Here is a 19,845-nt window from a genome sequence, read left to right as displayed (position 1 = left end):
GGCCCGTCACTTCGGGCCCGGCAGCGCGGGGTGGCGGCCCAGCACCACCACGCCGAACACGATCGCGGCCAGCCCGGCGGCCTGCCAGGCCAGCGCGCCGGGGGTGATCCTGACCCGGTCGCCGAGGAAGCCGACCGCGCAGGCGATGCCGGCCAGCGGCTGGGCGGCGGTGAGCGCCGGCAGCGACATCCGCAGCGGCGCGGCCTCGAACGCGGACTGCACCAGCAGCAGTCCGACCACGCCGATGGCGAGCACCGTGTACGGCTGCCAGGAGACGAACGCGGCGGAGACGCCGTCCTCGTCGATCCGGTCGAAGGTGGCGCGGGTCAGGGCGTCCTGCAGGCCGTAGAGCAGGCCGGCGGCCAGCGCCAGCAGGGTGGCCTCCTCGAACAGCGGGAGGTGGCGGGCCACCGAGACCAGCAGCAGGGCGAGGCCGGAGACGGTGCCGAGGACGAGCCAGTGCCGCAGCGGCCCGGCGCCGGGGCCGCCGCCCTGCGGCTGCCCGGCGGCGATGAACGCGGTGACGCCGAGGGCGATCATCGCGACGCCGATCCAGCCGGAGCGGCCCAGCCGGGTGCCGGTGATCCGGCGGGCCAGCAGCATCGCCCAGACCAGGTTGGTGGCCAGCAGCGGCTCCACCAGGGTGACCTCGCCCCGGCTGAGCGCCAGCGCGGACAGCACCTGACCCGCGATCATGAAGCCGATGCCGAGCAGCCAGTCGGGCATCCGCATCAGGTCGAGCAGCAGCCGCCAGCGCAGCAGGTCGCCGCTGGGGGCGCGCTGGGCGGCGTGCTGCTGCAGGACGAAGCCGAGTCCGAGGCAGCAGGCTGCGCCGAGGGCCAGCAGGAAGACCGCCAACGGGTTCCCCTGTCGTGCGTGTCGGGCCGGCGGCCCCGGTGGCGGGGGCCGGCCGGTCAGTTCTTGCGGTCGCCGACCAGGGTCGGGTGCCGCTCCAGGCCCTCCAGCCCGTGCCAGGCGAGGTTGACCAGGTGGGCGGCGACCTCCGCCTTGGCGGGCTTGCGCACTTCCAGCCACCACTGGCCGGTCAGCGCCACCATGCCGACCAGCATCTGCGAGTACATCGGCGCCAGCCTGGCGTCGAAGCCCCGGGACTTGAACTCCAGGCCGAGGATGTCCTCGACCTGGGTGGCGATGTCGCTGATCAGCGAGGCGAACGAGCCGGTGGACTGGGCCACCGGCGAGTCCCGGACCAGGATCTTGAAGCCGTCGGTGGAGGTGTCGATGTAGTCCATCAACGCGAACGCGGCCTGCTCCAGCAGCTCCCGGGAGTGCCCGCCGGTCAGCGCGCCGGTGACCATGTCCAGCAGGAGCTGCATCTCGCGGTCGACCACCACCGCGTACAGGCCCTCCTTGCCGCCGAAGTGCTCGTAGACGACCGGCTTGGAGACCCCGGCGCGTTCGGCGATCTCCTCCACCGAGGTGCCGTCGTAGCCGCGTTCGGCGAAGACCGACCGGCCGATCTCCAGCAGCTGCTCGCGCCGCTGCTTGCCGGTCATCCGCACCCGGCCACTCGTCTTGCCCCCGCCGCGCCGCGAAGGCTGCTGATGGCCGGCGCTGTCTCCGTTGGTCCCGTTCACCCCTCCATCATGCTGTAGGCGCTGCCTCATGCGGCGCGGCGGGCGGCGATCCGCTCCGCACCCGGCCAGCGGACGTCGGTGGCCCAGCCCGCCCGCTCGAACCAGCGGATCACCCGCGCCGAGGAGTCGACCTGTCCGCGCAGCACGCCGTGCCGGGCCGAGGTCGGGTCGGCGTGGTGCAGGTTGTGCCAGGACTCGCCGCAGGACAGCACCGCCAGCCACCACACGTTGCCGGACCTGTCGCGGGACCTGAAGGGGCGTGAACCGACCGCGTGGCAGATCGAGTTGATCGACCAGGTGACGTGGTGCAGCAGCGCGACCCGGACCAGTGAGCCCCAGAAGAAGGCGGACAGCGCGCCCTGCCAGCTCCAGGTGGCCAGGCCGCCGATCAGCGGCGGCAGACCCAGCGACAGCGTGGTCCACAGCCAGAACAGCCGGGAGATGCGCCTTATGGCCGGGTCGCGGACCAGGTCCGGCGCGTACTTGAGCTGCGGGGTCTGCTCCTCGTCGAACATCCAGCCCATGTGCGCCCACCACAGGCCCTTGAGCAGGGCGGGCACGGACTCGCCGTAGCGCCACGGGGAGTGCGGGTCGCCGTCCTTGTCGGAGAACCGGTGGTGCCTGCGGTGGTCGGCGACCCAGCGCACCAGCGGGCCCTCGACGGCGAGCGAGCCGAGCACGGCGAGGCCCAGCCGCAGCGGCCGGTTGGCCTTGAACGCGCCGTGGGTGAAGTAGCGGTGGTAGCCGACGGTGATGCCGTGGCAGGTGAGGAAGTACATGGCGACGGCGATGCCGGCGTCCAGCCAGGACAGCCCCCGGCCCCAGGCCACCGGGACGGCGGCCAGCAGCGCCAGGAACGGCACCGCGATGAACAGGGCCAGGGTGGCCCGCTCCAGGGCGCCCTGTTTCTCGCCGCCCCTGGTGGCGGACAGTCGGGGGATGAGGTCCTCGGCGGCGCTCGGCGGCGCCTGCCCGGCCTGGATGGTCATGGCGCGTCCCGGGGAGGAGGGTGGTGCCAGCGGATACCTACGATTCCGTAACCTACGGCATCGTAGGTACCGGACGGCGGCAAGCGGAAGGCCCGTGCGCGGACGTGTCGCGGAGTTCGCCGGCCCGGTTCCCGCCGGACGGCGGCCGGCCGTGGGCCGGGGCGTCGTTCGTGTGCTTCGCGGAAGGTGGTGGAGCTACGGGCCGTCAACCCGTAGGCTGTGCTGGGCGCGGGAACCGCGCTTTTCCGCCGTGGTGTAATGGCAGCACAGGGCCCTTTGGAGGCCTTTGTCTGGGTTCGAATCCTAGCGGCGGAGCCCCTTCCGACCGTTTCGGTCGTTTTCCGTCCATCCCGCCTCGGTATTCTCGGTGCACCCTCACCCCGCATCGACCGAGGAGTCTCCCCGCGTGAGTGCAAACCAGCCCGCAGCCGTGATCGTGCTCGCCGCCGGGGGCGGAACCCGGATGAAGTCCAAGGCCCTGCCGAAGGTGCTGCACGAGATCTGCGGCCGCTCCCTGGTGGGCCACGCGGTGTCCGCCGCAGAGGAGTTGACGCCCGGTCAGCTGCTCGTCGTGGTCGGCCACCTGCGCGAGCTGGTGCAGGCCCACCTGGCCGAGCACTACCCGGCGGCCCGCCCGGTCGTGCAGGCCGAGCAGAACGGCACCGGCCACGCGGTGCGCACCGCGCTCCGGGCGCTGGCCGCCGACGGCGTGGAACTGGACGGCACCGTGCTGGTCACCACCGGCGACGCCCCGCTGCTCACCGGCGGCACGCTGTCCGCGCTGGCCGCCGCGCACGCCGAGCAGGGCAACGGCGTCACCGTGCTGACCGCGCTGGTCCCGGACGCCACCGGCTACGGGCGGATCCTGCGCGGTGCGGACGGCGCGGTCGCCGCGATCGTCGAGCACAAGGACGCGAGCGCCGAGCAGCTGGAGATCCGCGAGATCAACTCCGGGGTGTTCGCGTTCGACGCCAAGCTGCTGGCGCACGCGCTGTCGCTGGTCGGCACCGACAACGCGCAGGGCGAGGAGTACCTGACCGACACCCTGGAGATCCTGCGCCGCGAGGGCCACCGGGTGGGTGCGGTGGTGGCCGCCGACCACCGCGAGATCGCCGGCATCAACGACCGGGTGCAGCTGGCCGAGGCCCGCCGGATGCTGAACGACCGGCTGCTGGAGCGCGCCATGCGGGCCGGCGTGACGGTGGTCGACCCGGCCGGCACCTGGCTGGACGTCCAGGTCACCTACGAGCCGGACGCGCTGATCCACCCCGGCACCCAGCTCCGCGGCGCGACCCACCTCGGCGAGGGCTGCGAGGTCGGCCCGTACAGCACGCTGACCGACACGAAGGTCGGCGCGGGCGCCCGTGTGAGCAACACCACGGCGGACCGCGCGGAGGTCGGCCCGGAGGCGTCGGTCGGCCCGTACGCGTACCTGCGGCCGGGCACCGTGCTGGCCCGGAAGGCGAAGGTCGGCACCTACGTGGAGATCAAGAACTCGGAGCTCGGCGAGGGGGCGAAGGTCCCGCACCTGTCGTACATCGGGGACGCGACGATCGGCGAGGGCACGAACGTCGGTGCGGCGTCGGTCACAGTGAACTATGACGGCGTGAACAAGCACCGGACGGTCATCGGAGCCCACTGCCGCACGGGTTCCGACAACATGTTCATCGCTCCGGTGACGGTGGGTGACGGCGCCTACACGGCCGCCGGATCCGTGATCACCAACGACGTTCCGGCCGGGTCGCTGGGCGTCGCGCGGGCCCAGCAGCGCAACATCGCAGGCTGGGTTGAGCGGAAGCGGCCCGGTTCGGCGTCCGCCCGCGCGGCTGCCGAGGCGGCCGGGACGGAGTAGCCGGACGGGGCGGCCGGGGATCTTGAGGAGTGGTCCCCGGCCGTCGGTCGCGGTCCGGGGCGCGTAACCTGAAGTACATACGTGCGCCATCGGGCCTGCTGGGCCGTGCCTCGGCGTACTCACCCTGAGTGGCACATACACGAGGAGACGGTGCAGTGAGCGGGATCACGACCTCCGGCGAGAAGAAGCTGAAACTCTTCTCCGGTCGAGCCCACCCGGAACTTGCCGAAGAGGTCGCCCGCGCGCTGGGCACCGAACTGGTCCCGACCAAGGCCCTGGACTTCGCCAACGGCGAGATCTACGTCCGCTTCCTGGACTCCGCGCGCGGCGCGGACTGCTTCGTGATCCAGAGCCACACGGCTCCGATCAACCAGTGGATCATGGAGCAGCTGATCATGATCGACGCGCTGAAGCGCGCGTCGGCCCGCAGCATCACCGCGATCCTCCCGTTCTACGGCTATGCCCGGCAGGACAAGAAGCACCTCGGCCGCGAGCCCATCTCGGCCCGCCTGATCGCCGACCTGCTGCGCCAGGCCGGCGCCGACCGCCTGATGGCCGTCGACCTGCACACCGCGCAGATCCAGGGCTTCTTCGACGGCCCGGTGGACCACCTGTTCGCGCTGCCGATGCTCGCCGACTACGTGGGCGAGCGGGTCGCCGACCGGTCCAAGCTGACCATCGTCTCGCCGGACGCCGGCCGCGTGAAGGTCGCCGACCAGTGGTGCGACCGCCTGGACGCCCCGCTGGCGATCATCCACAAGCGCCGCGACATGTCGCAGGCCAACACCATCCTCTCCGCCGAGGTGGTCGGTGACGTCAAGGGCCGCACCTGCGTGCTGGTCGACGACATGATCGACACCGCCGGCACCATCTGCGCCGCCGCCGACGCGCTGTTCGACGCCGGCGCCGCCGACGTCATCGTGGCCGCCACCCACGGCGTGCTCTCCGGCCCGGCCGCGGACCGCCTGAAGAACTCCCGGGTCAGCGAGTTCGTGTTCACCAACACCCTGCCGACCCCGGCCCAGCTCCAGCTGGACAAGATCACCACGCTGTCGATCGCCCCGTCGATCGCCGCCGCCGTGCGCGAGGTCTTCGAGGACGGCTCGGTCACCAGCCTGTTCGAGGGCGTGCACTGACCCTCCGCGGGGGCTGACCCCCCGTCAGACCCTTGATCGGCCCTCGGTTCCGCCCCGGAACCGGGGGCCGATTTCACGTCCGCGCCACCGCCCGGTTAGTCTGGGGAGACTGCTCGGCGAGGGATGCCCAATTTCTGGTGCTCCGTGATCGACGCGCGAGAACGATGCGCTTTGATCGAACCGCCGAGTGTCCCCCCAAACGTACTTGAGGGTGTGGCCCGGCGGTTCTGTCGTTCCTGCACCCCTGCGCATTTTTCGAGGAGTGCAGTCGTGTCCGAGATCCGCATCGCCGCTGAGTCCCGCACCGAGTTCGGCAAGGGTGCCGCCCGTCGCGCCCGCCGCGCCGGCTTCGTCCCCGGTGTCGTCTACGGCCACGGCCACACCCCGGTTCACCTGAACCTGCCGGGCCACGACCTGATGATGGCCCTGAAGACCCCGAACGCCCTGCTGGTCGTCCCGATCGACGGCAAGGACGAGTACGTGCTGCCGAAGGCCGTCCAGCGCGAGGCCATCAAGCGCACCATCGAGCACGTCGACCTGCTGCTGGTCAAGCGCGGCGAGAAGGTCACCGTCGAGATCCCGGTCCACACCGAGGGCGAGCTGGCCCCCGGCGGCAACCTGATCGAGAACGTGCTGAACGCCCTCCCGATCGAGGCCGAGGCCACCCACCTGCCCGAGTCGGTCACCGTCTCCGTCGAGGGCCTGGAGGCCGGCGCCTCCATCACCGCCGGCGACATCGCCCTGCCGTCGGGCGTCTCGCTGGCCGTCGAGGCCGACGCCGTCGTCCTCCAGGTCATCGGCGCCCAGGCCCCCGAGGCCACCGAGGAAGAGGCCGCCGAGGGCGAAGAGGCCGCCGTCGAGGCCTGATCCTCGCGATCTTCGCAGGACCGCTGCCCCGGCCGCTCCCGCATCCCTGCGGGCGGCCGGGGCAGCGGCGTGTCCGGGATGATGGACGACGCAACGACACCCGCGTGAGGAGCGGCATGAGCGAGTACGACGGCCCCTGGCTGGTGGTGGGCCTCGGCAACCCCGGCGACGGCTACGCCCGCAACCGGCACAACATCGGCTTCATGGTGGTCGACCTGCTGGCCCAGCGGATGGGCGCCAAGTTCAAGGCCCACAAGAGCCGCGCCCAGGTCGCCGAAGGGCGCCTGTCCGGGAAGCGCGCCGTCCTGGCCAAGCCGATGAGCTTCATGAACCTCTCCGGCGGGCCGGTCACCGCGCTGCGCGACTTCTACAAGGTGCCGGCCTCGGCGATCGTCGCCGTCCACGACGAACTCGACCTCGACTACGCGGCGCTGCGGCTCAAGCTCGGCGGCGGCGACAACGGCCACAACGGCCTGAAGTCGATCACCAAGTCGCTCGGCCCCGACTACCACCGGGTGCGCTGCGGCATCGGCCGCCCGCCCGGCCGGATGGAGGTCGCCGACTTCGTGCTCAAGGACTTCTCGTCCGCCGAGCGCAAGGACCTGGACTGGTTCGTGGACCGCGCCGCCGACGCCGTCGAGGCGCTGCTCGCCGACGGCCTGGAACGCGCACAGCAGAACTACAACTCCTGACCGGCCACCACCACCCTCCGTGCACAACGTTCATGCAACGCTTGCCCCGTGGAAGCTGACTGGGGGTCAGAACCCGCTCGGAATCGGATACCGTCGGACCCGGTGCACAAGGATTGAAATGCCGTCACTGGGGGTATGGAGCGTGATCCGCTCGAAGCGCGTGGGCAAGGTCGTCGGTGGCACCGTGCTGTGCCTGGCCGCCGGGGGATGGGCCGCCTCGCCCGCCCTGGCCGCCGAGCCCGCCGCCTCCGCCGTCCCCGAGCCGGCCGCGGCCCAGCTCGCCCCGCCCACCGGGTCCGTCGGCTCGGCCGGCGTGTACGCCGTCGGCGGCGGCCTGGTGGTGGTGGCCGGCGGCGCGGCCGCCTGGCTGCGCAAGCGCAAGAAGGCCTGAACCGCCGGAACGGACGGACGAGGTCCGCCCCGCCGACGGCGGAGCGGACCTCGTCGTGCCTGCCGCAGCGGGTCAGCCGGTGTTGCGCAGGCCCGCCGCGATGCCGTTCACGGTCAGCAGCAGCGCCCGGGCCCGCAGCGGGTCCTCCGGGCGGCCCAGGGCGGCCTCCTCGCGCTGACGGCGCAGCAGCGCCACCTGCAGGTAGGAGATCGGGTCGAGGTAGGCGTCGCGGACGGTGAACGTCTGCTTCAGGACCTCGTTGTGCTCCAGCAGCTCGGACTCGCCGGTCAGGCGCAGCACCTCGCGCATCGTCAGGTCGTGCTCGGCGACGATCTGGTCGAACACGTGCCGCAGCTCGCCCGGGACCAGCTGCTCGACGTAGTGGCGGGCGATCCGCAGGTCGGTCTTGGCCAGCGTCATGGCGACGTTGGACAGGAAGTTGCGGAAGAAGTGCCAGTTCCCGTACATCTCGTCGAGCACGTCCGACAGGCCCGCCGCGCGGGCCGCCGCCAGGCCGGAGCCGACGCCGTACCAGCCGGGCACGATCTGCCGGGACTGGGTCCAGCCGAACACCCACGGGATGGCCCGCAGGCCGTCCAGGCCGGCGCCGCTGTCCGGGCGGCGGGACGGGCGGGAGCCCAGGTGCAGCGAGGCCAGCTGGTCGACCGGGGTGGACGCGAAGAAGTACTTCGGCAGGTCCTCCTGCTCCACCAGCGCCCGGTACGAGGTGTGCGCGGCCTCCGAGACCTGGTCCATCGCGGCGTCCCAGCGGGCCAGCTCCTCCGGGGCCTGGCGCGGCGCGGTGTGCAGCGCGGACGCGGCCAGCGTGGCGGAGAGGGTCAGCTCCAGGTTCTCCCGGGCCAGCGACGGCAGCAGGTACTTGTCGGAGATCACCTCGCCCTGCTCGGTGACCTTGATCTCGCCCTCCAGGGTGCCCCACGGCTGGGCGAGGATCGCCTCGTGCGAGGGGCCGCCGCCGCGGCCCACCGTGCCGCCCCGGCCGTGGAACAGCCGCAGCCGGATCCCGTACCGGTGCGCGACGTCGCGCAGCCGGCGCTGGGCGCGGTGGATCTCCCACTGCGAGGTGGTGATGCCGCCGAACTTCGACGAGTCCGAGTAGCCGAGCATGACCTCCTGGACGTCTCCGCGCAGCGACACCAGCAGCCGGTACGACGGGTCGGAGAGCATCTCCTCCAGGATCCGGTCGGCCTGCTGGAGCTCGTCGGTGGTCTCCAGCAGCGGCACGATGCCGATCTTGGCGATCCCCGCGTGCAGGTCGATCAGCCCCGCCTCGCGGGCCAGCACCACGGCCGCGAACACGTCGTCCGCGCCCTGGCACATCGAGATGATGTACGACTCGACGATCTCGTCGCCGAACCGCTCGAAGCCCTGCCGGATGGTGCTGAACACGCCCAGCGTCTTCGCGCCCGCCGCGTCCAGCGGGGCCGGGGTCGGGGCCAGCGGGCGGCGCGAGCGCATCTCCTTCGACAGCAGGCGCTGCCGGTACTCGCGCGGCATGTCGGTGTAGCGCCACGCCTCCTCGCCGAGCCGGTCGAACAGCTGGCCCAGCGCGTGGTGGTGCGCCTCGGCGTGCTCGCGGACGTCCATGGTGGCCAGCTGCAGGCCGAACGCCTCGATGGTGCGGATCGCCCGGGCCAGCCGGCCGTCGGCGATCAGGCCGCCGCGGTGCGCGCGCAGCGAGTCCTGGATCAGCCGCAGGTCGGCGATCAGGTCCCGGGTGCCGACGTAGTCGCGGCCCACCACGTGCGGCGTGCCGGCGGCCAGCCGGTCCCGGGTGTTCTCCAGCTTGATCCGGATGCAGGTGGCCTTCAGCCGGTACGGCTCCTCGGCGTTCATCCGCTTGTAGCGCGGGCTCAGCTCCGGAAGGTGCGTCAGGTCCGCGTCCAGCGACGCCAGCAGCTCCTCCGACGCGCCGGCGAGGCGCACCGAGGTGGACAGCGAGGCGCGCAGGTCGTCGATCGCCGCCAGCGCGTCCTTGATGCCGTACTCGTGCTGCAGGTTGAGCACGTCCCAGGTGACCTGGGGGGTGACGTTCGGGTTGCCGTCGCGGTCGCCGCCGATCCAGGTGCCGAAGGTCAGCGGGCGCACCCCCTCCGGCAGGGTCAGGCCGACCCGGGCGAGCTCCTCGTGCAGCTCCTCCAGCACCGCCGGCACCGCCTCGCGGTACAGCTCGTCCAGGTAGTAGACGGCGTTGCGGGCCTCGTCGGTCGGCTCCGGGCGGGCGATCCGCAGCTCGTCGGTCTGCCACAGCAGGTCGATCACCTCGGCCAGCCGGCGGTCCGCCTGGCGGCGCGCCGAGGTCTGCCGGGCGCTGTCCACCTGGCCGGTGGCCGCCTGCTCGCGGTGGATCCGCTCCAGCAGCTCGCCGATCCGGCGCAGCTTGTTCAGCACGCTGCGGCGGGCCGCCTCGGTCGGGTGCGCGGTGAACACCGGACGCACCGCCAGGTTCGCCAGCGTGTCGGCCAGGTGCTTCGGGTCCGCCTCCTTCAACTGGTCGGCGGTCTGCGCCAGCACCGAGCCCTCCCGGGCCCGGCGGGACGCGAACTCCCGGCCGCGGTGCACCTGTTCGGTGACGTTCGCCAGGTGGAAGTAGGTGGAGAACGCCCGCACCAGCTTCGCGGCGGTCTCCAGGTCGATCTCCGCCAGCAGCTGCGCCGTCGCCTCGCCGTCGGTACGGCTCAGCAGGCGCACCTGCTCGACCAGGCCCAGCAGTTCCGGGCCCTCCTGACGCACGAGAGTCTCTCCGAGCAGGTCGCCGAGGCGGCGGATGTCCGCACGCAGCGCGGCGTTGTCCGCCGGGTCGGCGAGCTGGGTCGGGTTGTCCGGAGCGGTCACGGCTGGCTCCCTGTGGTGGTGGGGTGTTCGGCAACGGCTCTGCAGGTACGGACCGCGCTGTCCGACGGGCAACAGCATAGGTGGCACCCGGTGCCAGATCGGAGAGGTGGCCGGATGGCGGACACCCGGGGGATCGCCGCCACGGGCACCGGGAGCGGCGTGCGGCGGTGGCGCTCCCGCCCGCGGAGAGCCTCCTGCGTATGGTGTCCACATGAGTGGACGGCCGGCGGGGGACGGCATGTGGTGGTGGGCGCGAAGGCGCAGCGCGGTGCTGGACGTGGCGCTGGCGGTGGCCGCGGCGGCGGAGTGCGCGTTCGGGGCGTACGGGCTGGTGAGGGTCCGGTTCGACCTGGGCACCGCGGCCGTGGTGGTCGCGGTGGTCCTCGGGGCGCTGGCCGGCACCTCGCTGGTGGTGCGGCGCAGGTGGCCCGCGCTGCCGGTGCTGGTGGCGCTGGTGTTCGTACCGGGCTTCTTCGGCGTGATCCTGCTGGTGGTGTCGCTGTACACGCTGGCGGCGACGTGGGAGTGGCCGAGCCGTAGGGCCCGGGTGGTCGGGCTGTCGGCGGTCGCCACGGTGGAGACGTTCGGGATGGTGCTGTTCGCGATGTTCGCGCCGGCCCCGTCGCCGTCGCCGCCGCCGGAGACGGTGCCGCCGGGCTGGGTGCTGGTGATCGTGTCCGCGTTCGTCGCGGTCGGCATGGCCGTCGCCCCGGTGGTGACCGGCCTGTACGTGGGGGCGCGGCGCCGCCTGGTGGTGTCCCTGCGGGACCGGGCGGAGGGCCTGGAGACCGAGCTGACCCTGCTCGCCGAGCAGGCGCGGGAACGCGCCTGGCGGGCCCGGGTCGAGGAGCGCACCCGGATCGCCCGGGAGATGCACGACGTGGTCGCGCACCGGGTCAGCCTGATGGTGGTGCACGCGGCGGCGGTGGAGCGGATCGTCCCGAAGGACCCGGCGAAGGCCCGGCAGTCGGCCGCGCTGATCGGCGAGGTCGGCCGGCAGGCGCTGGACGAACTGCGGGAGATCCTCGGGGTGCTGCGGATGACCGAGCCGCAGGAGCAGATCGAGGCGCCCGTCGGCGGCCTCGGCGAACTGCCGGAGCTGGTCGAGCAGTCCCGGGCGGCCGGCATGGCGGTCTCGCTGACCGTCAGCGGCGAGCACCGCGGCTACGTCGCGGAGGCCGAGCAGACCGCGTTCCGGGTGGTCCAGGAGGGACTGACGAACGCCCACAAGTACGCGGGCGGGGCGCAGGTCGCGGTGCTGCTCGCGTACGTGCCGAACGGGGTGCGGGTGTCGGTGGTGAACGACTGCCCGGGCGGCGCGGCGCTGCGGGTGGCGCTGCCCAGCGGCGGCAACGGGCTGGTCGGGATGCGCGAGCGGGTGCTGGCGCTCGGCGGGATGTTCCACGCCGGGCCGGAGGAGGACGGCGGCTTCCGGGTCGAGGCGGTGCTGCCGTCCCGGCTGCGGCTGACCGCCGACCCGTTGACCTGACGGCGGGTCGGGCGCCGACGGCCCGTCAGTCCCCGGCGGCGGTGCGCAGCCGGTGCGGGACGAGGCCCAGCACCAGGGTCGCCAGCGCCTGGTCCACGCTGTGGCCGAGGAACCACTCGCCGGTGTGGTCCAGGCTGTAGACCCGGCCCTGCTCGTCGATGGCGAGCAGGGCCTGCCCGAACATCTCCTCGCCGAGCGGGGCGAGCCGGGTGTCCAGGGCGCGGCCCAGGTCGGCGAGGGTGCGCGGGGCGTGCAGGCCGCGGCGCGGGTCGAGCAGGAACGGCGTGCGGGCCAGCGTCCGCCCCGGGCCGGGCACGTCGAAGGCGAGGCCGCCGAACTCGGCCCAGGCCTCGATCGCGGCGGGGAACACCGAGTGCTGCGGGTCCAGCGGGCCGCCGTACGCGACCAGCGCGTCGGCCCACTGCTCGGCCTGGCGGATCTCCCACCGTCCCGGGTGCCAGCCGGCCTGCTTGAGGGCGGCGGCCACGTCGGCCGGGAAGCGGGGCTGGGTGCGGACGGTGCTGGCGTTCAGGACGTGCTCCGTGGTTCGGGGACGGGGAACAGGGGTGGGTCAGCGGCCGGGCGGCCCGACCGCGACGACGGCCACGTTCAGATGATCCAGCAGCGGACCGCAGGAACGGCACGGCGGCGCGTGCGTGCCGTGCGCGGGATCCCCCTCCTCGCGGATCCGCACCGTCGTCATCCGGGCGCCCTTCAGCGCCTTGCGGGCCTCCTGCACCGTCATCGGCTTGCGCGAGGCCCGCTTCGAGCGGGACGCGTCGACCTGCCCGAGGAACTGCGACAGCAGCGCCGGCTCCGGGCAGCGGCCGAGGAACCGCTCGCGCTTGTCGACCGGCAGCGCGGCCAGGAACTCGCCGACCAGCGGGTGCAGCATCGGCGCCAGGTCGGACTTCTCCCCGGCCAGCGTGTGCACCTCGCCGCCGCGCAGCATCAGCGCCGCCGCCACCGCGGGCAGCAGGCTGTCGCGCTGGTGGCGCAACACGGGCGGCGGGCCCGACCGGTCCATGACTGCTCCTCGACGTCGTTCGGCACACCGGCAGTTCTCCGCTGCCGGGGGTTTGTTGACGGACGGTGAATCCTCACCCCAGAGCATCCAGCCTGCCAAACCGATTCGGCACGCGCCGCGCCGGGGTGCGGCACGGGGCGCATTGAGGTGTACGGAGGGCCGAACTCCCGTACCGCGCGCCCCTGGTGGCGCTCACCGGTTTTTCCGATTGTGCCCCGACGGGCCCGGCCGGGCCGGTACCGTTCGAGCGACGCGGCGGCAAGGGGGGTCTTGCGATGGGGTCGAACGTCGTGGCGCACGAGGCGCCGGGGGAACACGTGCCCACACCGGGCAGCACCGACCGACCACCCGACCGGCGGATCGGACTGGCCGTCATCGGCGCCGGCTACTGGGGCCCGAACCTGGTCCGCAACGCCCAGCAGACCGCCGCCCTGCACCTGCACTGGCTGTGCGACCTGGACGAACGGCGCTCCCGCAGGGTCCTCGGCGAGTACTCCACGGTCGCCGCCACCACCTCCTTCGAGGAGGTGCTCGCCGACGAGCGGGTGCACGCCGTCGCCATCGCCACCCCCGCCGCCGCCCACCACCGGCTGGCCCGGGCCGCGCTGGAGGCCGGCAAGCACGTGCTGGTCGAGAAGCCCATCACCACCACCGCCGAGGAGGCCGCCGACCTGGTCGCCCTCGCCGAGCGGCGCGGCCTCGTCCTGATGTGCGACCACACCTTCTGCTACACCCCCGTGGTGCGCCGGATCCGCGAACTCGTGCACGGCGGCGAGATCGGCGACATCCAGTTCTTCGACTCCGTCCGGATCAACCTCGGACTCGTCCAGCCCGACGTCGACGTGCTGTGGGACCTCGCCCCGCACGACCTGTCGATCCTCGACTTCGTCCTGCCGCCCGGCGTCGAACCCGTCGGCGTCAGCGCCCAGGCCGCCGACCCGATCGGCGCCGGCCGCGCCTGCGTCGCCTACCTGACGCTGCGGCTGTCGAACGGCGCGCTCGCCCACTGCCACGTCAACTGGCTCTCCCCGACCAAGGTCCGCACCACCCTGATCGGCGGCTCCCGCCGCACCCTGGTCTGGGACGACCTCAACCCGCAGGCCCGCCTGGCCGTCCACGACCGCGGCGTCGACCTCACCCCGCCCGACGAACTCACCGACGCCATCCGGCACCGCGCCCTGATCTCCTACCGGGTCGGCGACATGGTCGCCCCCGCCCTGGTCGAGCAGGAGGCGCTGCGCAACGTGATGGCCGAGTTCGCCGCCGCGATCGGCGAGGGCCGCGCCCCGCTCACCGACGGCCGCGCCGGCCTGCGGGTGCTCCGCCTGCTGCACGCCGCCTCCCGCAGCCTCGAACTCGGCGGCGCGACCGTTCCCGTCGGGGACGAACCGAAGGACCGTCAGCCGTACGCCGAGGAGAGGGCCACCGTCCGATGAACGCCGCCGTCGTGCTGGAAGGCTCCCGCTGCGTGGTCACCGGCGGCGCCGGAACCATCGGCTCCACCGTCGTCGACCAGCTGATCGAAGCGGGCGCCCGCGAGGTCGTCGTGCTCGACAACTTCGTCCGCGGCCGCACCGAGAACCTGGCCTGCGCCCGCGAGCTCGCCGCCCCCGGACAACTGACCGTGGTGGACGGCGACATCCGCGACCGCGCCCTGCTGCGCGAACTCCTCGCCCCCGGCGCCGACGCGCTGTTCCACCTCGCCGCGATCCGGATCACCCAGTGCGCCGCCGAACCCCGGCTCGCCCTGGAGGTCATGGTCGACGGCGCCTTCGACGTGGTGGAGGCCGCCGCCGAGACCGGGGTGCGGAAGGTGATCGCCTCCTCGACCGCGTCCGTGTACGGCCTGGCCGACGCGTTCCCCACCCCGGAGAGCCAGCACCCCTACAACAACGACACCCTGTACGGGGCCGCCAAGGTCTTCAACGAGGGCCTGCTGCGCAGCTTCCACGCCATGTACGGCCTGGACTACGTCGCCCTGCGCTACTTCAACGTGTACGGCCCCCGGATGGACGTGCACGGCCGCTACACCGAGGTCTTCATCCGCTGGATGGAGCGGATCGCTGCCGGGCAGCCGCCGCTGATCTTCGGCGACGGCGCCCAGACCATGGACTTCGTCTACACCGAGGACATCGCCCGGGCCAACCTGCTCGCCGCCACCGCCCCCGTCACCGACCGGGTCTACAACATCGCCTCCGGCACCGAGGTCTCGCTGCGCGGCCTGGCCGACGCACTGCTCGACGCCATGGACTCCGGCCTCGACGTCGAACACGGGCCCGCCCGCGACACCGCCGGCGGCGTGGTCCGGCGCCTCGCCGACATCTCGGCGGCCGACCGCGACCTGGGCTGGAAGCCGGAACTCGGCCTGACGGACGGGCTGCGCAGGCTCGTCGCGTGGTGGCGGGAACAGGCCCCGCACGCCTGAGAACGGCGAAGCGGCGGAGCGGACGACGCGCACGTGGATGCGACCCGGCGGAGGAGCGACCCGATGACCACCATTCCCGTCATGATTCCCTGGCTCGGCGAGGAGGAGGCCCGGGCGGCGGCGGACGCCGTCCGCTCCGGCTGGGTCGCGCAGGGCCCGAGGGTCGCCGAGTTCGAGCGGGCCTTCGCCGCGCACCTGGGCGTGCCGCACGCCGTCGCGGTGTCGTCGTGCACCACCGCCCTGCACCTGGCGCTGATCGGCGCCGGTGTCGGCCCCGGCGACGAGGTCGTCGTCCCGTCGTTCTCCTTCATCGCCACCGCCAACGCCGTCACCTACGTCGGCGCGACCCCGGTCTTCGCCGACGTCGACCCGGCGACCGGCAACCTCACCCCCGACACCGTCGCTCCGCTGCTCACCGACCGCACCCGCGCGGTGATCGCCGTCGACCAGGGCGGCGTCCCCGTCGACCTGGACGCGATCGGGGAGTCGGTCCGGCCGCGCGGCATCACCGTGATCGAGGACGCCGCGTGCGCTGCCGGCTCCGCGTACCGCGGCCGCCCCGCCGGCGCGGGCGCCGGGATCGCGGCGTTCTCCTTCCACCCGCGCAAGCTGCTCACCACCGGCGAGGGCGGCATGGTCACCTGCCACGACGCCGAACTCGCCGCCAGGCTCCGGCGGTTGCGCGAGCACGGGATGAGCGTCTCGGCCGCCGACCGGCACGCGGGAGCGGGCGGGGCCGCCGTGCTGGAGACCTACGACGAGATCGGCTTCAACCACCGGATGACCGACGTCCAGGCCGCGATCGGGCTGGTGCAGCTCGGAAAGCTGCCCGCGATGGTCGCCCGGCGGCGCGAACTCGCGGGACGCTACCGGGAGCTGCTGGGGGCGGAGTCGGCCGGGCGGCTGGTCGGCGATCCGGTGCACGGCACGTCGAACTTCCAGTCGCTGTGGCTGCTGCTGCCGGAGGACGCGCCCGAGCGGGGCGCGGTGCTCGGCGCCCTGGCGGCACAGGGCGTCTCGGCGCGGCGCGGGATCATGGCCGCCCACCTGGAGGCCCCGTACAAGGGGGCGGCACGGGTGCCGCTGCCGGTGACCGAGCTGCTGACCTCGCGGACCCTGATCCTGCCGCTGTACCACTCGCTGACGGAGGAACAGCAGGAGCGGGTGGTCGACGCCCTGCGGCGGGCCCTCTGACCGACCGCGCCGCTCCTCCCGACGCCCCTCGCCCGCTTCCCGCAGTTCCCGAGCCCTGGATGTGATGCTCCGTGACGGACATTCCGCTGGTCGACCTGCACGCCTCCCACGCCGAGATCGCCGACGAGGTCCGGGCGGGCTTCGAGGCGGTGCTCGCGGGCGGGGCCTACATCAAGGGCCCCGACGTGGCCGCGTTCGAGCGGGAGTTCGCGGCGTTCTGCGGGGTCGGGCACGCCGTCGGGACGGCGAACGGGACCGACGCGCTGGAACTCGCCCTCCGGGCACTGGACCCGGCGCCCGGAGGCAGGGTGGTGCTGCCGGCCAACACCTTCGTGGCGACGGCGGAGGCGGTGGTCCGGGCGGGGCTCACGCCGGTGCTGGTGGACGTCGACGAGGAGCACCTGCTGATCGACGTGGAGCAGCTGGCGGAGCACGCCGCGGGAGCGGCGGCGGTGGTGCCGGTGCACCTGAACGGTCAGCTCGCGCCGATGGAGCAGGTGCTGGAGGCCGCGGACGGCGTGCCCGTGGTGGAGGACGGGGCGCAGTCGCAGGGGGCGGCCCGGCACGGGCGGCCGTCCGGGAGCTGGGGGCGGATCTCGGCGACCAGCTTCTACCCGGGCAAGAACCTGGGCGCGTACGGGGACGCGGGCGCGGTGGTGACGGACGACGCCGAACTCGCCGCAGCGGTGCGGCTGATCGGCGACCACGGCTCGGCGCGGAAGTACGTCCACGAGCGGTTCGGCTTCAACTCGCGGATGGACACCCTCCAGGCGGTGGTGCTGCGCAGCAAGCTGCGGCGCCTGCCCGCCTGGAACGAGGCCCGGCGGGCCGCCGCCGAGCGGTACGACAAGCTGCTGGGCGGCGTGGAGGGAGTGACGCTGCCGCGGACCGCGCCCGGGAACGAGCACGTGTGGCACCTGTACGCGGTGCGGGTGGAACGCGACCGGGACGGCGTGCTCGCGGAGCTGCGGCAGGCCGGGATCGGGGCGGGCGTCCACTACCCGCTGCCGGTGCACCTGCAGCCGGCGTTCCGCGGGCTCGGGTACCCGGAAGGCGCTTTCCCGGTGACCGAGCGGGCCGCCGGACAACTGCTCACCCTGCCGCTGTTCCCGCAGCTCACCGAGGGGCAGCAGGTGCGGGTGGCGGAGACCCTGGCCGCCGCGGTCCGCCGCCGCTGACGGGTTGTCGGCACCCGGCCGGGCGGTACCCCGGCCGGGTACCCCCGTGCCCCTGAACGCGGTCGGTCATTGCCCTACGCTGGTCCCCGAGGATTTCGGCTTCTGCTGTGGGGGACCCCAGATGACGACAGGTCGGCCCGGCACCGCCGCCGTGCCCAACGCGGCGTACGCGGGCCAGGTGGTGCAGTTCCCGGACCCGGTCCGGGCCGAACGGCACCCCCGGGGCGTGCGCGTCGACGAGCACGGGTACCCGGACTTCTCGCCGTACGCGGTCGCCGCCGCCGAGGTCGCCGACCCGCCGGAGGGCTTCGGCGTGGACGAACTGCGGCTCACCGACTACGTGTCGGCCAACGCCGCGCTCTACACCCAGGGCCACGAACTCTGGGCCGACCTGGACACCGCGGTCGCCACCCCGCCCGGCTGGACCTGGCACCACGTGGTCGGCCGCGCCCCGGCGGGCTGGCGGCGGATGGAGCTGATCCCGGTCGAGGTGAAGGCCCTGCTGCGGCACCACGGCGGCCTGGCGCTCTCCACCGCCGACCACGCCCGGCGCGGCACCCGCCCGCTGCAGGAGCGCCGCCCCGTGCACGTCCCGCTGGCCAAGGACGGCGGCGACCCGCTGGCCGTCACCGAGGACCTGGTGCAGCGCGCCGAACAGCGCCTCGGCCACCCGCTGCCGCCCGCCTACCGGGACTTCCTGAAGCTGGCCGGCGGCCGCGCCCCGGCCGGCGCCGCGCTGGACGTCGACCTCGGCCTGCTGGTCGACCAGCCGTTCCTCACCCTCAGCGAGGAGTACGGCACCCAGGACCTGGTGTACGCCAACAAGTGCCTGCGCGACCACCTGACCAAGGACTACCTGGCCGTCGCCTACCTGCAGGGCGGCCTGCTCGCCCTCAAGGTCCGCGGCGAGCAGACCGGTTCGGTCTGGTTCCTGCCCTACGACGACGCCCGCGACCAGGGCGCCGAGGAGTCCCCGGAGCAGCGGGTGGCCCGGCTGCTGCTGCCCTGCGGCGACAGCTTCGACGCCTTCCTGCTGCGGCTCGCGGGCAGCCCCCCGGAACTGGAGACCGTCGCCGAACTCATGGTGGACGGCGGCTTCGCGCGCGCCGTCCCGGTGAACTGACCGAACGACAGGGGTGGGACGAGACGTGGTGACCACGTACGCGCAGGCGCAGGAGACCGCCGAGGACTGGATCAACGCGGGCGTGCCGCGCTCGCTCCAACGCGAGGTGCGGGTCCGGGAGTTCGACCTCGGCTACGTCTGCTGGGCGGTGGACGGCAGCGAGCACGAGGGCGGCGCCGGCACCTCGCCGCGGCTGGTGATCGCCCGCGACAGCGGCGCCAGCACGCTCTGGCCGCCGCTGCCGGTCAACGAGGTGGTCCGGCAGTACGAGGAGCTGTACGGCACGCCCGCCGAGCCCAACCCGGCCGGCGCCGCCAAGCCGGTGCGCGGCGCGGTCGAGGCCACCTCGTTCCTGCTCAGCCCCCCGCAGTGGCTGCAGGACGCGGGCGCCGCCGCGATGGCCGCCGAGGCCGCGCAGCTGTCCGCGCCCGCCGCACCGCCCGCGCCGCCGGCCGCCGGGCCGGGCGAGGAGGGCCCCAGCTACTTCACCGGGGGCGGCACGCCCGTCCCCGGCACGCCCGTCCCGCCCCCGCCGGCCGGCTCCGAGGCCGCGACGGTGCTCGCGGCCGCCGCGCCGTTCCCGCCCGGCGGCCCGTCGACTCCCGTTCCCGGCACGCCCGTTCCGCCGCCGCCCGGCCCGGTGCCCGGGGCGCCCGCGCCGCACGGGGCTCCGCCGCCGGTCGGCGCGACCCCGCCGTTCCCGGTCGGCGGGCCCACGACTCCCGTGCCGGGCACGCCCGTTCCGCCGCCGGTCGGCGCCACCCCGCCGTTCCCCGTCGGTGGTCCGTCGACTCCGGTGCCGGGCACGCCCGTTCCGCCGCCGGGCCCGGTGCCCGCGCCGTCGATCGACTACGCGCCGACCATGCTGGCCGGCGACGGCCCGCCCGGCCTGATGGGGCTGCCCGGCGCGCCCGGCACACCCGGCCACGGGGTGCAGCTCGGCCGGTCCGGCCCGACGGCCCCGCCGCCGCCCCCGCCGAACGAGCTGCTGCCGCCCGCCGGCGGCCCCGCGCAGGGCGGGCTCGGCC

General features: G+C 73.7%; 17 protein-coding genes, 1 tRNA gene and 1 pseudogene. 13 read left to right on the top strand and 6 right to left on the bottom strand.

Annotated features, from left to right (window positions below):
* Positions 1–6: 6 nt before the first annotated feature.
* Genes ACFV1L_RS26890 through ACFV1L_RS26880 form a run of 3 tightly spaced genes read right to left on the bottom strand, consistent with a single transcriptional unit; the run spans position 7 to position 2,587 of the window.
* On the bottom strand, positions 7–858 hold the full coding sequence (locus ACFV1L_RS26890) for a DMT family transporter (protein WP_380370322.1): 852 nt from the start codon (positions 856–858) through the stop codon (positions 7–9).
* Between the two features lie 56 nt (positions 859–914).
* On the bottom strand, positions 915–1,598 hold the full coding sequence (locus ACFV1L_RS26885) for a TetR family transcriptional regulator (RefSeq protein WP_380370320.1): 684 nt from the start codon (positions 1,596–1,598) through the stop codon (positions 915–917).
* A 26-nt stretch (positions 1,599–1,624) separates the two neighbouring features.
* Positions 1,625–2,587: an acyl-CoA desaturase gene (locus tag ACFV1L_RS26880; RefSeq protein ID WP_380370318.1), complete on the bottom strand. Its 963-nt coding sequence runs from the start codon at positions 2,585–2,587 to the stop codon at positions 1,625–1,627.
* 244 nt (positions 2,588–2,831) lie between these two features.
* On the opposite strand from ACFV1L_RS26880, the gene ACFV1L_RS26875 reads away from it, so the two are divergent.
* From ACFV1L_RS26875 to ACFV1L_RS26850, 6 genes are all read left to right on the top strand, one after another.
* Positions 2,832–2,902, top strand: a tRNA-Gln gene (locus tag ACFV1L_RS26875).
* Positions 2,903–2,993: 91 nt separating this feature from the next.
* Positions 2,994–4,439: a bifunctional UDP-N-acetylglucosamine diphosphorylase/glucosamine-1-phosphate N-acetyltransferase GlmU gene (glmU, locus tag ACFV1L_RS26870; RefSeq protein WP_380370315.1), complete on the top strand. Its 1,446-nt coding sequence runs from the start codon at positions 2,994–2,996 to the stop codon at positions 4,437–4,439.
* Positions 4,440–4,594: 155 nt separating this feature from the next.
* Positions 4,595–5,575 (top strand): ribose-phosphate diphosphokinase, encoded by a 981-nt coding sequence (locus tag ACFV1L_RS26865; RefSeq protein ID WP_380370312.1) that lies wholly within the window; start codon positions 4,595–4,597, stop codon positions 5,573–5,575.
* A gap of 270 nt (positions 5,576–5,845) precedes the next feature.
* Positions 5,846–6,442, top strand: coding sequence for a 50S ribosomal protein L25/general stress protein Ctc (locus tag ACFV1L_RS26860; protein ID WP_380370310.1), 597 nt, complete (start codon positions 5,846–5,848; stop codon positions 6,440–6,442).
* Between the two features lie 116 nt (positions 6,443–6,558).
* Complete coding sequence (gene pth, locus ACFV1L_RS26855) at positions 6,559–7,134, top strand: aminoacyl-tRNA hydrolase (protein WP_380370308.1); 576 nt, start codon at positions 6,559–6,561, stop codon at positions 7,132–7,134.
* A gap of 142 nt (positions 7,135–7,276) precedes the next feature.
* A complete protein-coding gene (locus ACFV1L_RS26850; protein WP_380370305.1) occupies positions 7,277–7,525 on the top strand; it encodes a hypothetical protein in 249 nt (82 codons plus the stop codon).
* A 72-nt stretch (positions 7,526–7,597) separates the two neighbouring features.
* Here the strand turns inward: ACFV1L_RS26850 and ppc are convergent, their stop codons facing one another.
* On the bottom strand, positions 7,598–10,381 hold the full coding sequence (gene ppc, locus ACFV1L_RS26845; protein ID WP_380370303.1) for a phosphoenolpyruvate carboxylase: 2,784 nt from the start codon (positions 10,379–10,381) through the stop codon (positions 7,598–7,600).
* Between the two features lie 211 nt (positions 10,382–10,592).
* Between ppc and ACFV1L_RS26840 the strand changes: the two genes are divergently transcribed.
* Positions 10,593–11,870, top strand: a complete 1,278-nt coding sequence (locus ACFV1L_RS26840) for a sensor histidine kinase (RefSeq protein WP_380370300.1) — start codon at positions 10,593–10,595, stop codon at positions 11,868–11,870.
* 25 nt (positions 11,871–11,895) lie between these two features.
* Here the strand turns inward: ACFV1L_RS26840 and ACFV1L_RS26835 are convergent, their stop codons facing one another.
* Both ACFV1L_RS26835 and ACFV1L_RS26830 read right to left on the bottom strand, forming a co-directional pair.
* Entirely contained in the window at positions 11,896–12,357 is a 462-nt protein-coding gene (locus ACFV1L_RS26835; RefSeq protein ID WP_380370298.1) for an SUKH-3 domain-containing protein, read from the bottom strand.
* An 84-nt stretch (positions 12,358–12,441) separates the two neighbouring features.
* On the bottom strand, positions 12,442–12,897 hold the full coding sequence (locus tag ACFV1L_RS26830; protein ID WP_380370296.1) for a YwqJ-related putative deaminase: 456 nt from the start codon (positions 12,895–12,897) through the stop codon (positions 12,442–12,444).
* Between the two features lie 275 nt (positions 12,898–13,172).
* On the opposite strand from ACFV1L_RS26830, the gene ACFV1L_RS26825 reads away from it, so the two are divergent.
* The 6 genes and pseudogenes from ACFV1L_RS26825 to ACFV1L_RS26800 form a co-directional block, all read left to right on the top strand.
* Entirely contained in the window at positions 13,173–14,333 is a 1,161-nt protein-coding gene (locus ACFV1L_RS26825; RefSeq protein WP_380370294.1) for a Gfo/Idh/MocA family protein, read from the top strand.
* On the top strand, positions 14,330–15,322 hold the full coding sequence (locus ACFV1L_RS26820; RefSeq protein ID WP_380370292.1) for an NAD-dependent epimerase/dehydratase family protein: 993 nt from the start codon (positions 14,330–14,332) through the stop codon (positions 15,320–15,322). The genes ACFV1L_RS26825 and ACFV1L_RS26820 overlap by 4 nt, the downstream gene beginning before the upstream one ends.
* Positions 15,323–15,385: 63 nt before the next feature.
* A complete protein-coding gene (locus tag ACFV1L_RS26815) occupies positions 15,386–16,516 on the top strand; it encodes a DegT/DnrJ/EryC1/StrS family aminotransferase (RefSeq protein ID WP_380370290.1) in 1,131 nt (376 codons plus the stop codon).
* A 71-nt stretch (positions 16,517–16,587) separates the two neighbouring features.
* Complete coding sequence (locus ACFV1L_RS26810; protein ID WP_380370288.1) at positions 16,588–17,694, top strand: DegT/DnrJ/EryC1/StrS family aminotransferase; 1,107 nt, start codon at positions 16,588–16,590, stop codon at positions 17,692–17,694.
* Between the two features lie 121 nt (positions 17,695–17,815).
* Positions 17,816–18,817: an SMI1/KNR4 family protein gene (locus tag ACFV1L_RS26805; protein WP_380370285.1), complete on the top strand. Its 1,002-nt coding sequence runs from the start codon at positions 17,816–17,818 to the stop codon at positions 18,815–18,817.
* A 28-nt stretch (positions 18,818–18,845) separates the two neighbouring features.
* Positions 18,846–19,845 (top strand): annotated as a pseudogene (locus ACFV1L_RS26800) (hypothetical protein); the annotation flags it as partial.

Source organism: Kitasatospora sp. NPDC059646, assembly GCF_042734615.1.
Lineage (GTDB): Bacteria > Actinomycetota > Actinomycetes > Streptomycetales > Streptomycetaceae > Kitasatospora.
Note: the sequence above shows the minus strand (reverse complement) of the source record. Positions and strands in the feature narration are given on the sequence as shown.